The 15,503-nt window shown below is 49.3% G+C and carries 8 protein-coding genes; 6 read left to right on the plus strand and 2 right to left on the minus strand.

What is annotated here, in order from left to right; all coding sequences use genetic code 11:
• Positions 1-84 precede the first annotated feature (84 nt).
• The 4 genes from RF679_RS07440 (at position 85) to RF679_RS07455 (ending at position 5,913) form a co-directional block, all read left to right on the plus strand.
• The gene (locus RF679_RS07440; protein ID WP_309483585.1) at positions 85-3,300 is read left to right on the plus strand and encodes an efflux RND transporter permease subunit; all 3,216 of its coding nucleotides are present in this window, start codon (positions 85-87) and stop codon (positions 3,298-3,300) included.
• Positions 3,297-4,775, plus strand: coding sequence for an efflux transporter outer membrane subunit (locus tag RF679_RS07445; RefSeq protein WP_309483586.1), 1,479 nt, complete (start codon positions 3,297-3,299; stop codon positions 4,773-4,775). Before RF679_RS07440 ends, RF679_RS07445 begins: the two co-directional genes overlap by 4 nt.
• 138 nt (positions 4,776-4,913) lie before the next feature.
• Positions 4,914-5,291, plus strand: a complete 378-nt coding sequence (locus RF679_RS07450) for a DUF4870 family protein (RefSeq protein WP_309483587.1) — start codon at positions 4,914-4,916, stop codon at positions 5,289-5,291.
• 172 nt (positions 5,292-5,463) lie between these two features.
• Positions 5,464-5,913 (plus strand): hypothetical protein, encoded by a 450-nt coding sequence (locus RF679_RS07455; protein WP_309483588.1) that lies wholly within the window; start codon positions 5,464-5,466, stop codon positions 5,911-5,913.
• Positions 5,914-6,134: 221 nt separating this feature from the next.
• Here RF679_RS07455 and rho read toward each other — a convergent pair whose 3' ends face one another.
• Positions 6,135-7,397, minus strand: coding sequence for a transcription termination factor Rho (rho, locus tag RF679_RS07460; protein ID WP_309483589.1), 1,263 nt, complete (start codon positions 7,395-7,397; stop codon positions 6,135-6,137).
• 419 nt (positions 7,398-7,816) lie between these two features.
• Positions 7,817-8,143 carry a thioredoxin TrxA gene (gene trxA, locus RF679_RS07465; protein WP_309483590.1) on the minus strand — a complete coding sequence of 109 codons (327 nt, stop codon included), beginning with the start codon at positions 8,141-8,143 and terminating at the stop codon, positions 7,817-7,819.
• A gap of 611 nt (positions 8,144-8,754) precedes the next feature.
• Here trxA and RF679_RS07470 point away from each other — a divergent pair.
• A complete protein-coding gene (locus RF679_RS07470; protein ID WP_309483591.1) occupies positions 8,755-11,688 on the plus strand; it encodes a PD-(D/E)XK nuclease family protein in 2,934 nt (977 codons plus the stop codon).
• Positions 11,685-15,503, plus strand: a complete 3,819-nt coding sequence (locus RF679_RS07475) for a UvrD-helicase domain-containing protein (RefSeq protein ID WP_309483592.1) — start codon at positions 11,685-11,687, stop codon at positions 15,501-15,503. The genes RF679_RS07470 and RF679_RS07475 overlap by 4 nt, the downstream gene beginning before the upstream one ends.

Genomic DNA, 15,503 nt, shown 5'->3' on the forward strand with positions numbered 1-15,503 from the left:
CCTCCATCATCAATCGACCTCGATAGGTAACGATATATAGCTCTATGTAGCAACGTAAAGCGTTATACAGAACTAAGGATTTCTATGTTTTCCTCATTTTTTATTAAGCGACCAATTTTCGCGACCGTGTTGTCGTTGATTATTGTGATTGCAGGACTAGCCGCTTTGCGCATCCTGCCGATTTCTCGCTACCCTGAGATTTCGCCGCCAGTCGTCAATGTCACGGCCTTCTATCCAGGCGCATCGGCAGAGGTGCTTGAGCGCACTGTGGCGGCGCCAATTGAAGAGCAAATCAATGGTGTTGAGAATATGTTGTATATGGATTCGACCTCGTCTGCAGACGGTCGCGTCTCGATCAATATTACTTTTGAAGTTGGTACTAATCTCGATATTGCTGCGGTCAATGTTAACAATCGCGTGCGTCAAGCAGAAGCCAAATTGCCGCAAGAAGTGCGACGTCAAGGTGTGACCGTATCGAAGAGTTCGGCCAACTTCTTGGTCGTGGCCGCGGTCTATTCCGAAGACAATCGTTACGATAGTTTGTTCTTGTCCAACTACGTCACGCAAAACGTACTCGATGCGATCAAACGTATTCCAGGTACAACGAATGTGCAGGTCTTCGGTGCGAAAGACTACGCGATGCGGATTTGGATGCGACCAGATCGTATGGCGCAACTCGGTGTCACGGTGAACGATATCGCAGCCGCTGTTTCCGAACAAAATGCGCAGTACGCGGCGGGCAAGATTGGCGCTCCGCCAAATAATACCGAAGAAATGACGTTAACTGTCACTGCACGTGGTCGTTTGCTTGAGCCGCATGAGTTTGAGAACATCATTGTCAAAGCCAATAAAGGCGGTAGCACCATTCGTTTGAAAGATGTGGCACGGGTGGAATTGGGTTCGAAGGACTACAACTTGTATGGTCGCGTCAATGGACATCCATCGGCCAATATCGGTATTTTCTTGCAGACTGGCGCGAATGCCTTAGATACGCGCAAAGCGGTAGAGAAGACCATGCAAGAATTGAAGGCGAAGTTTCCCGAAGGGATGACTTATACGACGCCCTATGACACCACACCGTTCGTGACCGAGTCGATTGCCGAGGTATTGAAAACTTTGGCAGAAGCGATGGTACTTGTGTTTGTTGTGGTGTATGTGTTCCTGCAAAGTTGGCGCGCCACCATTATTCCGACCTTGGCAGTTCCGGTGTCCTTGATTGGCACCATGGCTGGGTTGCATTTGCTTGGCTATAGCATTAATACCTTGACGCTGTTTGGTATGGTGTTGGCGATTGGTATCGTGGTTGATGATGCGATTGTGGTGCTTGAGAACGTCGAACGTTTGATGAACGAAGAAGGTATGTCGCCGCGCGACGCTGCAATTGAGGCAATGCGTGAGGTGACAGGGCCAGTCATCGCCATCGTGCTGGTGTTGGTGGCGGCGTTCGGCCCGATCGCTTTCCTCGGCGGATTAGCGGGCGAACTTTATCGTCAATTCTCCGTCACGATTTCGATTGCCGTCGTGCTGTCTGGTTTAGTCGCTTTGACGTTGACCCCTGCTTTGTGTGCGATTTTGTTGAAACCAGGTGCGGAAAATCATAATCGTTTCTTCGACTGGTTTAATCATGCTTTTGCCCGTTTCACGAAACGCTATACCGATGGTGTGCGCTTCTTCTTGAAACGTGCTGTTTTGGGCATGGGTTTATTCGCCGGCATGATCGTGATGGCCGGCATGCTGTGGAAAATTGTGCCAAGTGGCTTGGTACCGGATGAAGATCAAGGTTATTTCATCGGTGCTGCGATCTTGCCTGAAGGTGCTTCACTTGAACGTACCAACATGATGGTGAAACAGATCGAAACAGCGATGGAAGGCAATAAAAATATCGACACGCGTTTCGCGCTGATCGGTCTTGATTTTCTCGGTGGCGGTGGTCTGAAGTCTTCAGCAGCGACCATGTTTTTCCCTTTGCGTCCGTGGGATGAGCGTGACAAATCGGCCAAGGAATTGGTGGGCGAGGCATTCATGCGTACTGGTGGCATCAAAGAAGGTTTGCCATTGTTCTTCGCACCTCCTGCGATCCAAGGTTTGGGACAAACAGGTGGTTTTGAATTCTATTTGCAGAATAAAGGCGAGGGTGGAGTGAAACGTCTTGCGACGATTCTGCCTGCCTTGATCGCAGAAGCGAATAAACAACCAGAATTGGCTGGCGTGAAAACCTTATGGCAAGCGAACTCGCCGCAATTGTTTGTCGATGTCGACAATGAAAAAGCGAGATCGATGGGCGTCGTCTTATCCGATGTGTACAACACGCTTGCCGCAACATTGGGCAGTTATTACATCAACGATTTCAATAAGAATGGTCGGGTGTACACCGTGCAATTGCAAGCGGAAGGACAATATCGTGCGAAGCCCGAAGATATCGGCAATTTGTATGTACGATCCACTGCCGGCCAAATGATTCCTATCCGCGCATTTTCGACGATCAAATTCATTACCGGCCCTGACTCTGTGCCACGCTTTAATGCTTTGCCTGCGATTAAACTCTTGGGCGATGCGAAACCTGGATACAGTTCTGGTCAAGCCATCGCAGCGATGGAGCGCGCGGCCAAAGCGGTGTTGCCTGCTGACGTGACCTATGACTGGGGCGGTGCATCTTTCCAAGAAAAACGTAGTAGTAGTGCCGGTGGTCTCGCATTGGGTGCTGGTGTCTTGATGATCTTCTTGATTCTCGCGGCGCAATACGAAAAATGGTCGCTGCCTTTCTCGGTCTTGTTGGCGATGCCATTTGGTATTTTTGGTGCACTGTTGGCGGTGTATCTGCGTCACTTTAATAACGACGTGTACTTCCAAATCGGCTTGGTGACCTTGCTAGGCTTGTCTGCGAAAAACGCGATTTTGATTGTTGAGTTTGCGGTGATGAAAGTGCATGAAGGTTACGCACCCGTTGCTGCGGCACTGGAGGCAGCACGCTTACGTTTCCGACCGATTCTAATGACCTCTTTAGCATTCATTTTAGGTGTCGTGCCATTGGCATTCTCTCATGGCGCTGGTGCAGCGGCACGTCAATCCTTGGGAACGGGTGTATTGGGCGGCATGATCGCGGCGACTTTCTTGGCGATTTTCTTAGTTCCACTGTTTTTCAAATTGATCTATGACCGTCGTTTTAAAACCTTGGACTCTGATTTTGATCACCCTGAGCATCATTATGCGAATGATCCATTCGATAGCCCATTTAAGAGTCCATCCAAGACAGTAAAGAACGAAACCAACCAAGAAAGCAATAATGAGGTGAAATCATGATGCGCTCGACGATAACGCCACGTGCGATGGTGGTAGCCATGATGGGCGCAACGCTTTTGAGTGCTTGCGCGGTTGGTCCAGACTATAAGCGTCCAGATCTTGATGTGCCAAATTCGATTGTAACGAAGTCGAGTCATGTCGACTCATCCAAGAGTGCACTCGATCCTGCGAAAAATGCAGCAACGACCAAGGCCGAGGCGGTGCAATTATTGAGCTGGTGGAAGTCTTTTAATGACCCAGTGTTGAACCAATTGTTAGATGAGGCGCTGGCGAAAAATCAAGATTTGCAAATCGCGATTGCCCGCATTGATGATGCCAAAGCGACCGCTGGCATTGCTTTGTCGAATCGTTTTCCCTCAGTCGATGCCAACCTGGTCGCGACCCGTTCACGGACGAGTGAGAATTCAGGTAAGTTGCCTGCTGGAGCAGTGCCGTTTGCGAAAGATTTTCAATTTGGTTTGAGTGCGGCTTATGAGGTTGATCTCTTTGGTAAATTGAGCCGTGCGGATGAAGCAGCGCGAGCTCGTTTGCTATCGCAAGAAGCCAGCCGTGGCGTGGTGCAAACCAGTTTGATCGCCAACGTGGCACAAACCTACTTTTCATTGCGCGCCTTCGACGCTCAGCTGAGTCTGGCTGAAGTTAGTTTGAAGACACGACAAGAGAATGTACGTTTGCAGCAGAAGCGTTACGCGGCAGGCTCGATCGGCGAAGCGGATCTACGCTTGGCGGAAGCCGAGTTGGCAGCAAGCGAGATCACGGTCGCGCAAGCAAAGCTAGGCTTGAGTAATGTCGAATCGTCCTTGGCCTTGTTGTTGGGACGATCTTCGAAGGCTATTTTGAAAACTGACATCGCGCGTGGCGCCAGCATCGACGCTTTGTATCAACAAGTGCAGATGCCATCAGAGTTGCCATCCGATTTGCTCGCTCGTCGTCCTGATCTGATCGCAGTGGAACAGAACTTGATCGCCGCGAATGCGGATGTAGGGCAAGCAAAGTCCGCGTATTTCCCTAGTTTGAAATTGACGACGGGTCTAGGACGTGAGTCGCGTGATCTGTCTGACTTGTTTAGTCCAAGTTCTTTGCTATGGAATGTCGGCAGTAGCTTGGTGCAACCGATCTTCCGTGCTGGTGCGGTCGGCTCGCTAGTAGAAGGTGCCGAAGCGCGCAAACGCATCGCCCTCGGACAATACGTACAAAGCGTGCAGGGCGCATTCAAGGATGTGCACGATGCCTTGGCGACGAGTGAAACAAATCAGGAAATCGAAGCAGCGTCACAGCGTCGCGTCAGCGCCTTAAAAGACGCGCTACGTTTAGCAGAGCTACGCTACCAAAACGGCTACAGCAGCTACCTCGAAGTCCTCAACGCACAGCGCGATCTGATGGCAGCAGAAACCGCCGTCATCGACGCCAAACGCGCGCATTTGGCAGCGATCGTCAATGTGTATAAAGCCGTTGGTGGTGGTTGGAAGATGTAGTGTGTTCGCTGTTCAGATGTGAATGAAAAACCGAGCCTGCGTGGCTCGGTTTTTTTTTGGACGGCTCTTCATCGAAAAGTGCTAAAATTTTAATTTTTATAAAATTGCATTATTTTGACTCCTCGATATGGATACGATATGGAAAACATGAATTTGTCGGATCGCCCAAGCATCTCAGAAAAAAATCTAGCGCTAGTAGTCTACATCCTTTACGCAGCCTGTTTTTTTGTCGGAGTTAGTTTCTTTATCGCTTTTATCATTAACTATATTAAGCGCGGTGAAATTCAAGATCCGATCATAAAAAGTCATTACGCTTGGCAAATCGGCTCCGCTTGGGTATTTCTAATTGGTTTCATTTTATCGGTGATTGGTGTGTTGACAGTGACCTTTATTTCCGGAGGTGCTCCAGGCGCAATCTTGATTGCTGGTTTCTTCGTGATTGCGAATAGCCTACGTTTTTTGTACTGCATAATAAAAGGAATCTTGCGTCTTAATGATGGAAAACCAATGAAGTAAGTCCGGGATGCGCAATTAGTGCAGCGTAATCGTACATATGACAGCTAACAGACCACACTGAGGCGAGCAAGCACAGAGATAGGCTCACTTCGCTATTTAGAGTGGGTCTTGATACAGAGTCGAACATGCATGTTGACGGTGCGATCGGTGCGCCCATAGAATTAAGTGGACTATGAATATGGTCCTTCGCGAGAAAAATACAGTCATGAAAATCTTTTTTATCCTGCAATTTGTGTGCACTTTGGTCGCGTTTAGTGACAAAGTTATTGGAACACGAAGCTTTGATATCTCTTATGGATTTCAATATGTCGAGAAGGATATTGAGTACAAAGATGGTGTTGATCACTTTCACTATCTATATTTCAAAGACAGGAATCTTGGTAAAATTTCGACATATTCAATTTCGCCAGATGGACAGTTTGCTGTTTTTCAAAACGGCTCAAGCTCCGAAATATTTCTTTATGACGTAAGCCGAGATGAATTGAACAAGTTGATCAAAGAGCGTATTGGACTTGTTAGGGACTTTGAATGGGATTTGATAAATATGAATGTACGGATCATCTTGCACAAGCGTGGCGAGGAAAAAGTGGTGCCGTTTCGTAACCGAGGCGAAGCTAAGTGAATGAACTTGGCAGCTATTAATTCATGGATCAGTGTGACGTAAACTAGGTGTTTAGAAACTCTTATCAAAATCAACGCTGTAAATTCGATCACACTGCTTGTATCACATTCACAAAAAACTACTCCCTTTAATCCAATCGTTAAGTTGAATCGTAGAAGCAAAAAAGCCAGACATACAGTCTGGCTTTTTTATGTGAAGCTTACCAACAGCAAGTAATGCTATTACCCGCCACGACGCATCATTTCGAAGAACTCTGCGTTGTTTTTGGTGGACTTCATTTTGTCGAGTAAGAATTCCATCGCTTCGATTTCGTCCATGCCGTATAAGAGTTTGCGCAAGATCCAGATCTTCTGTAATTGATCCGGTTTGATCAACAACTCTTCGCGACGTGTGCCTGACTTGTTGAGGTTGATTGCAGGGTAGGTGCGTTTTTCTGCCAAGCGACGTTCCAAATGCACTTCCATGTTACCGGTGCCTTTGAATTCTTCGTAGATCACGTCATCCATGCGGCTACCTGTTTCGATCAAGGCAGTGGCGATGATCGTCAAAGAACCACCTTCTTCAACGTTACGGGCAGCGCCGAAGAAGCGTTTTGGACGTTGCAAGGCGTTAGCGTCCACACCACCGGTCAAGACTTTGCCAGAAGCGGGGATGACTGTGTTATACGCACGTGCTAAACGGGTGATGGAGTCTAACAAGATCACCACGTCTTTTTTCATTTCGACTAAACGCTTAGCTTTTTCCAATACCATTTCTGCGACTTGAACGTGGCGCGTGGCTGGTTCATCGAAAGTGGAAGCGACCACTTCGGCGCGCACAGAACGCTGCATCTCGGTCACTTCTTCTGGACGTTCGTCGATCAGCAATACGATCATGGTGACGTCTGGATGATTAGTCGTGATTGCATGCGCAACGTGTTGCAACATGACCGACTTACCGGATTTCGGAGATGCCACTAACAAACCACGCTGCCCTTTACCGATAGGCGCGATGATATCGATGATACGGCCGGTGGTGTTTTCTTCACCACGCATATCACGCTCTAAATGCAAGAGTTTGCTTGGATGGAGTGGCGTTAAGTTTTCAAACAAGATGCGGTGCTTCGACATCTCAGGCGGTTCACCATTGACCTTGTCCACTTTGACCAAAGCAAAATAACGTTCACCATCTTTTGGTGTGCGGACTTCACCTTCAATCGAATCACCTGTATGCAAATTGAATCGGCGGATTTGTGATGGCGAGATGTAGATGTCATCGGTCGATGCCATGTAGCTCGCGTCTGGAGAACGCAAGAAGCCGAAGCCGTCTGGCAAAACTTCAAGCGCACCATCACCAAAAATTTGTTCGCCAGCTTTGGCGCGTTTTTTGAGGATGGCAAACATCAATTCTTGCTTACGCATACGCGCAGCGTTATCGATATCAAGTCCAATGGCCATTTCTAACAACGCGGAGACGTGTAAGGCCTTTAATTCAGATAAATGCATAGTTGTGAGTGTCCCGTGACGGGAATTGAGGTGGGGGAGTGAACAGAGGTGAAAAGAATTGAACTACTAACTGGGTGAAAAATGCTACTTATCAGTCGCTTTTGCGAATTTGTGGAAGTCGCTGGGTCTCTTTTATTGCGTCTTTTTATATTGTGAGTGGATCGACTCATCGATCTATCGATCTTTTGCATCAGCTGAGTGACTGACTCAAGTTTTGCATTGCTCAGTTTTGCTATTGTAAAACAAAACAAAAATAAATTTCTACAAAAACTTATGGTTTTCGTCGAGATTTTCTGGAATTTCAGTGCTATTCCACTCGATTCGTCCAACGTATCTGCTATTTGTGTGATTTCGGGCGATCGCTATTGGCTGATCGCCCGTACAAGATGCTTTCGATCTACTTAAGTGGCGGAGATCGTTTAGATGTTTGCGTCAACAAATGCGGTCAATTGGCCTTTTGCCATTGCACCGACTTTTTGTGCCGCGACTTGACCGCCTTTAAACAGGATTAAAGTTGGAATGCCGCGGATGCCAAATTGCGCAGGAACTGCTTGATTCGCATCAACGTCCATTTTCGCAATCGTCAATTTGCCGGCGTATTCTTTAGCGACTTCTTCCAAGATCGGAGCGATCATTTTGCAAGGGCCGCACCATTCTGCCCAGAAGTCTACCAAGACTGGTGTTTCAGATTTCAAAACGTCTGCGTCGAAAGAGGCGTCGCTTACATAGATGATATTGTCGCTCATGGTTTCTCGTTATTGTGTTAGTTAAAACTGCTCAGGATATTGTGTGGGTGATGCTTGATCTTGACGGGTGTATGAGGATCTCATTACTCGTAGCATCGATTCTAAAAGCTTCCAAGTGTATTACCGGACATACGCCTACTTGGGGATGGTCACGCCGATTTCAATGGTGCCACTAGATGGATTGAATCGACATCAGATGACGCATACAGCGTGAAATCATACCTCATTTTTTAAAAGAAGGCGCAGTTGCATCTCTTTCGCTGTTTTGCCACGTGAAAACACCTTGAAATCAGAGCCTAATCAGAGTTTTATCAGAGTTTATGCGGGGAAAGTCGCTAGAATGTTATTTTTCTATTGCTTGCGTAGACTGAATACGGTGAGCGTGGGGGCGAAGGCGGTACCGATGTACGCCGAGGCGAAGCGGTCAGCTTGTGGTTTGTAGAAGTCCTACGCAACTTATTGATGGCATATTTAGTATGACAATTTTTCAGCATCGGATTCCAGCGTCACCCGCCTTTTGGCAGGATGCGGCTCGACTTTTTTTAAAGTTGATGACTGCAGCTCATGCGGACTGTTCCTCAGAGGGGAGGGGAAAGTCAGAGACGCAAGAAATGCAGCAAGTTAAGGGGCAAGTTAAGCAGCAAGTCGGACAAGCTGATTTGTTTGGATTTGATGCGGCACCAACGGTGGCCGAAAAATCAGTGTCGCCGACGATCGTAACAGAAGATTACGCCGCGTGGCGCATCGTGGTACCGACTTTTGAGCATGCGCAGTTACTTTTGAAAGCCTTGCAAAAGGAAATCGGGAGCGAGTTTATTCCACCGCGCATCTTGACCATGTTTGCCTGGACAGAACAGCAAACGCCCTTACCGGTGCCGCTTGCAGCCCCTAGTGAACGACTGAGCCGTCTCTATGCTGAGCTGCGTCAACACGAATGGCTAAAGAATCTATTTGGCACACGCAGTAACACGGATTTGCTACCACTCGCGCAAACTTTGCTTGGTTTATGTGACGAGTTAACTGAGGTGTGGTTGCCGAAAGTCTTAGATGCGCAAGGCCAAATGCAGCCGGAAAAAATGGCGAGTGTGTGGCAACAAGCCTTAGCGAGTCTGCCGACGCCTGTGAAAGACTTAGTCTCGGAAGAGAGCCAATTAGTGTGGACGCTGTGGCAAGCGCAACTCGATCAACATGATCGTTCAGTGCAGTATTTGCAGAAGACTTTGACGATCGCAGCGCATGCCAGCGAACACTTGCTGTGGGTCGCACCAACGTTGCCGAATGCAATGGAATCCGCATTTCTGCAAGCCTATGCCAACACAGGTAAAAACTTATCTGGCGAAATTCAAACTCAAGTTCAAGCTCAAGTGCACGTGGCATCCATCGATTGGCAGTCGAGAGCCTTGCCTGCCGCCATGCTGAGTGCATGGCCGCGCTTGCTCGGCGACGAGTCGCTTCCTCAGCATTCTCAATCTTCCATGAACGCCTGGCCCAGTTTGGCGAGCTCTGCCAGCTCAAACATTAACGCGCTGGATGACTTTAAGTGGCAACGCTTGCGCCTCTGTGCGGCTAGCAATATGGAAGACGAGGCAAGACAAGCTGCACAAACCATCGTGGAATGGCTGCAAGCTGGGAAATCTGAGATCGCCGTGATCGCACAAGATCGTGTTGTCTCGCGTCGTCTGCGAGCACTACTTGAGCGCGCACAGGTCTTAGTCGCCGACGAGACCGGTTGGAAATTGTCGACCACACGGGCGGCGGCAGTCGTCGCGGCTTGGTTCGAAGTCATCATCAGCGATGCCGAAACAATGGCCTTGCTTGACTTCATCAAGTCACCGTTCATCGAAGTGTTTGAAGATGATGTGCGTGATGCTAATCGAGTCTTGTTGACCGATTTGAACGCGAATACCAAAGCGGAATTAGTGATGCAAGTCGAACTCACACTACGCGGTCAAAATGTGCTCGGCGGCTGGGAAGCCATCCTAGCTGCGCTTGATCGACATCCGGCTGCACGGCAGTGGATGACGAAGATTGCGCGCCTCGCACATAGCTATGGACGCAGCAGCGCGGCCAATCGTCGCCAACTCAAAGAGTGGACCAAACAAAGTCTGTTGTGGATGGCAGAACTCGGTTTGGATCAGCAGTTGGATCGCGATAGCGCCGGTCAACAAGTGATCAAGATGCTGCAAGCACTGGGGCAAGAGTGTGAGGCGGTTGTGGCGCCATTGAGTTTTAATGAGTGGCGCGCCTTCCTGTTACTTCACATGGAAAATACGCCATTCACCATCAAACATCATGATCAAAGAGTGGTGATGTTGCCGCTCAACGGTGCGCGCTTGCGTACGTTTGATGCGGTGTATGTGATTGGTGCTGACGCCAAACACTTGCCGTCACGTCCTCAAGAAACACTATTTTTTACTAATACAGTGCGACGCGAGTGTGGTTTGCAAACACGGGAAGAAAGACAATTGCAGCAGTTGCGAGATTTAGCAGAGCTGATGCTATCGAACCACGAAATCGTGCTGTCTTGGCAAACTGAGCTCAACGGCGAATTTAATCCCGTCAGTCCTTGGATTGAGCAACTTGAGCTGGATTTGGCTCGTCAAGCACAAGCTGCATTGATGCGTCAACGCTTGCCATTGCAACGACGCCAACTCAGTTTGGGTGAAGTGACCATGCCGACGCCGACCGCAGCGCCTTTGATGCCCAATAGCTTATCGGCCAGCGGCTTATCGAGTTTGATGGCATGTCCTTATCAATTTTTTGCAGGGCGTATGTTGAAGTTGTCAGCTCTGGATGAACTGAGCGACATGCCAGAAAAACGAGATTACGGCGATTGGTTGCATGCGATTTTGAAAAACTATCACGATCAATTACGTGACAAACAAATCCCTCTGCGAGAAGACCATAGTGAGCGTATCGCCTTACTAAAAGCGATCTCTGATGACAGTTTTGGGCGCGTTCTCAAACAAAATCCTGCGGCTTTGGGATACAGCTTGCGTTGGACTAAAGTGATACCGGCCTACGTTGAATGGGCCAATCAACGTGAGAGCGATGGTTGGCAATATGCTTTAGGCGAAGTGTGGGCCGAGCGCACCATGCAATGGGATAAGGGCCATATTTTGTTACGAGGTCGTCTCGATCGCATTGATGAACGCGCGCTCGACAATGGTGATTACGAACGTGTTGTGCTCGACTACAAGACCAAGAAGAAGGGCGCCTTGAGTTCGCGTCTCAAAACCCATGAAGATCACCAGCTCGCCTTTTACGGTTTATTGCGCCCAGTGGCGGAGGTCGATGACGCCGGCAATAAACAATACATCGATGCTGTCGATGGTGCAGCCTACGTTGCTCTTGAATTGGAGCGCAATAAAACGGGCGATTGCGAAGCCCAAGAATATGGAAAGTGGAAACACGATTTGGAAGAACTCATCGTTGATAGTATGCAGGCGATTCAACAAGGTAGTCCATTGCCAGCACATGGTGTCGAAAGTGTTTGCCAGTTCTGTGATATGCGCGGCCTCTGCCGCAAAGGAGCTTGGCAATGAGCTTCGAACCCAATGACATGAATGCGTCCAACTCAGCTTCGAATGTGGGGCAACCAGTAGCAAGCGTCGCCAAAGCCTACGAATGCAACGGTCAAGCGATTGATGCCATGAATTTTACGCGTTCCGCTTGCGATCCGAGTCTATCGGTGGTGGTGGAGGCCTGCGCTGGTAGCGGTAAAACTTGGTTGTTGGTCGCACGTATGTTGCGTTTGCTTTTATCAGGTGCGGAGCCCTCGGAATTATTGGCGATTACGTTCACCCGAAAAGCGGCGCAAGAGATGCGTCATCGTCTAATGGAGTTGCTGCGCGAGTTAGCCTTGTCTGATCACGCGCAAGCGAGTCAAATATTGATCGATCGTGGTGTGTCAGAAACCGAGGTGGAAGCGAATTTAGTGCGGGCGCGTGGTCTCTATGAAAGTCTACTGAATCATCCTCAAGGCCTCGCGATGGATACCTTCCATAGTTGGTTTGGGCGCTTACTTCAACTCGCGCCTTTGGCCTCGGGTGTGCCGCAGGGCTTCCAGTTACTCGAAGCGACAGGCCAGTTGCAACGTGAAGCATGGCGGCAATTGTTGAATCGTGTAGGGCTGGCTGAAAAAGAGAATGAGGCTGATGAAGGCATAGGTAATATCAGTGGTCGACGTGAGCATGCTACAGAAAACCAAGGGCGAGGGGAATCTTCATCGGGAACACAAATTCGACAAGCCATGCTGTTCTTGTTCGATGCACTCGGCGACCATTCGACCAAACAATTATTAGATGCTTTCCTGGCCAAACGTGCCGAATGGTGGGCGATTAGTTGTGAACATAGTCAAGTACCCGATGCACAATTAGTGCTCGATCATTTAGAAGATGTACTTGGCGAAGATGCGCATCGCGACGCACGTTTGCAGCTGTGGGACGATCAAGCCTTGCTGCAAGAAATCGCGCAGTTTGCGCGATGCTTGGGAAAAGGCGGTTCCCTCAATCAAGAGCGGGCTCGGCAACTTGAAACGCTGGTCACCACGGCACAGCAAATGCAATCTCAGGGTGAGGTTCCTGGCCTGGAACTTTTTGCAGCCTTGGCCAACGAATTCTACGATGACAAAGGCGCACCGCGTAGAAACGGTAAGGTCAAAAGCTTTGTCGCCGCATTAACAGAACATTTTGGCGCTGGTGTCGGTGATCCATTAGAAGCCTTTAATGCAGCCTTTAATCGTGTCGCGGCCGTGATTCAAGATTACGCACGGCGAGCCCAAGAAATCGATGTGTTGCAGATTAATCGAGCCTTATTCCTCGTTGGTCAGGCTTATCTCGATGAATATCAAGATATCAAAGCGGCGCAGGGCGCGCTCGACTTTTCTGACTTGGAATGGCAAGCCTATCGCTTGTTGAGTCGGGAAGAATTTGCAGCCTATTTGCTCGGTCGCCTCGATGCACGTTATAAACATATCTTGCTCGACGAATTTCAAGATACTAATCCTTTGCAATGGAATATCGTACGTTCTTGGCTGGACGCTTACGGCGCAGATCACCAACGTCCGACCGTATTTGTGGTGGGCGATCCTAAGCAATCGATCTATCGTTTTCGTCGCGCCGATCCACGCGTCTTTATGGCAGCACAAGAAATGTTGGCGCAACAGGGCGCGATCGTGCTGAAGACGAATCAGACGCGTCGTAATGCACCGGTGGTGATTGAAGCACTGAATCGGGCGATGTATAGTAATCAGTTGTATTCGCCGCAGACGACTTTGTCGGCGCAAGATGGCTCGGTACTACGTTTGCCGCTGGTGAAGGATGTTGAAGAGGCTGGCGTCGGCGATCAGGATCAAGTGAGCGGACAGGACGAGAATCAAGACGAGAATCAAGACAATAAGCAAGACCAAGATAGTGCACCATCAGACGCGATTCGGCGTCCGCTCACGACACCAGCGGAAGAGAGTGAAAATCTCAGTCGTTATCAAGAAGGGCAGCAAGTCGCGCGTTTATTGTGCGAGCTGAAACAACAGCATCAGCTACAGCAAAAAGTGTCCCAAGAGCAGGGACGAGATGGCTCTGATTGGCGTTGGTCCGATGTGATGTTATTGGTGCGCCGGCGTTCTTATTTGTCGTCGTATGAACGTGCTTTGCGCGAAGTCGGAATCCCATTTGTATCGAACCGCCGAGGCGGTTTGCTGCAGACTTTGGAAATCATGGATCTGATGGCGCTGCTCAATTTCTTGATGACACCCAGTGATAATCGTGCTTTAGCGCATATTTTAAAATCGCCTATCTTTGCTTGCAGCGACGGCGATTTGATGATGCTTGCTATGCGCGGCGAGGCTACGTGGTGGCAACGTCTCAGTGCAAGCCTCAGTGCAAGCGTTCATGAAGCGAGTGATGCCGTAGAATCGGTATCAGAACAGCTAGCTCAACAACAGCATTCGCAACATCCGCAACTCGTACGCGCGCACGATTTGCTACAGAAGTGGATGCAGGCGGCCCATGATTTACCAGTCCACGATCTGCTGGATACGATACTGCATCAAGGCGATGTGTTGGCGCGTTACGCGGAGTTGAATTCTGCCAGCGAGCGTGACCAAGTTCGCGGCAACATCTTAGGTTTTGTTGAGCTTGCATTGAATCTCGATGGTGGCCGTTATCCTAGTTTGCCGAAATTCATCGCCAGCATCGCTGAGTACGACAAGCTAGCCGAGAACGAGTCACCCGATGAATCGAACGTCGTGAGCGGCCTCGATGCGGTGCAGATTTTGACCATCCATAGTGCCAAAGGCTTAGAGGCCAAGATTGTCGTGATGCTTGATGCGAATCATAGCGATGCAAGTGATGATCATGTTGGCGTTCTGTGTGCATGGCCTTTGCGCGATGGAGAGGCTAAACACTTTTCGATTTTCGGTCGTCGTGACCAACGTGGCAAAGCACGTGATGCATTATTCAAAGCCGAAGCAGATCAAGCGAGTCAAGAAAATCTGAACTTGCTCTATGTGGCGGTGACGCGGGCGAAGCAGATGTTGGTGATCAGCGGTGTTGCTAACGCCAAAAAGAGCGACGGCGAAGTGCCTGGTCTCACGGAAGGTAGTTGGTATCAAGCCTTTATGGAAATTCCGGAAGTCTCTTTGATCGCTGATACCGTAGTGGGAGAGGGAGCAGCAAAGTCTGCGGCTGGCTTTAGCTTAGAGCAGGCAACACAGTTTGAATTCGAAGATTTCACTCCACCGAATTTAGCACTGCCGATATCTGCGGGGCAGACTGTCGCCAGCTCGACAGATTACGTGCGACAATTTGAAGATGGTCTGGCACGAGATGCGTTTGCAAATGACACATCAAACTCAGACGCAACGCGAACCGATCAACCAAGTGAAGCGCAGGTCGAGGGCATCGCACTGCACGCTCTGATGGAGCGCATGACGGCGAACCCAGCAACGGCTTCATGGAGCGAGATCATGCCAAGCGCCGAAGTCATTGCACAGTGGTTACCGTGTCCATCGCCAATCGCGAGCGTCGTCAGAAAACAAGCCTTGAGCATTTTGCAGAGCCCAGCTTTGACAGCCTTTTTTGATCGTAGTCGTCTGACAGTGGCACGCAATGAGATGGATATTATCTTCGCCGGACAATTATTGCGTCTCGATCGATTGGTGGTTTTTCGTGCGAATGATCCTCAGTATGCGGATGAAGTGTGGATCTTAGATTACAAACGCCAACTTCTAGCCTCCGAACGGGCCGACTATCAAGCTCAACTCGCTACCTACCGCCAAGCGGTGGCCGCGGTCTATCCCCATCGCAAGATTCGTAGCGCGCTGATACTAACCGATGGTTGTTTGCATGAGTTTGGTTGA

Source organism: Undibacterium cyanobacteriorum (genome assembly GCF_031326225.1).
GTDB lineage: Bacteria > Pseudomonadota > Gammaproteobacteria > Burkholderiales > Burkholderiaceae_D > Undibacterium > Undibacterium cyanobacteriorum.